1 protein-coding gene is annotated in these 399 nt (G+C 46.1%); it reads left to right on the plus strand.

Annotated elements, in window-relative coordinates:
* Positions 1–399, plus strand: a 399-nt coding sequence (locus AB4486_RS22820) for a PHP domain-containing protein (RefSeq protein WP_372118767.1), incomplete at both ends; no start/stop codon positions are given.

The following is a 399-nucleotide window of genomic DNA, read 5'->3' on the forward strand; positions in this document are numbered from 1 at the left end:
GTTTTACGGTACTGCCCATGGGTGTGGGGTTAAGCCAATTATTGGTGCTGATTTCCTCATGCAATCTCCAGAATTTGGAGATGAACTGACGAAACTGACGGTGTTGGCGTCTGATAACAAAGGTTATAACAACCTTACCTTGCTGATTTCAAAAGCTTACTTGCGTGGTCACGTGCAACATCAGCCTGTGATCGACAAAGAGTGGTTAATCGAAAACGCTGAAGGATTGATCATCTTATCCGGTGCGAAGGAAGGTGAGATCGGTAAGGCATTGCTGAAAGGTAACCGTGATCTCGTCGCGAGCAGTGTCGAGTTTTACAAGACTCACTTCCCCGATCGCTTTTATTTAGAGTTGATTCGTACAGGGCGTGCCGATGAAGAGTCTTATCTGCACTTTGC

Origin of the sequence: Vibrio sp. 10N.222.55.C6, assembly GCF_041473395.1 — a bacterium.
GTDB lineage: Bacteria > Pseudomonadota > Gammaproteobacteria > Enterobacterales > Vibrionaceae > Vibrio > Vibrio crassostreae_C.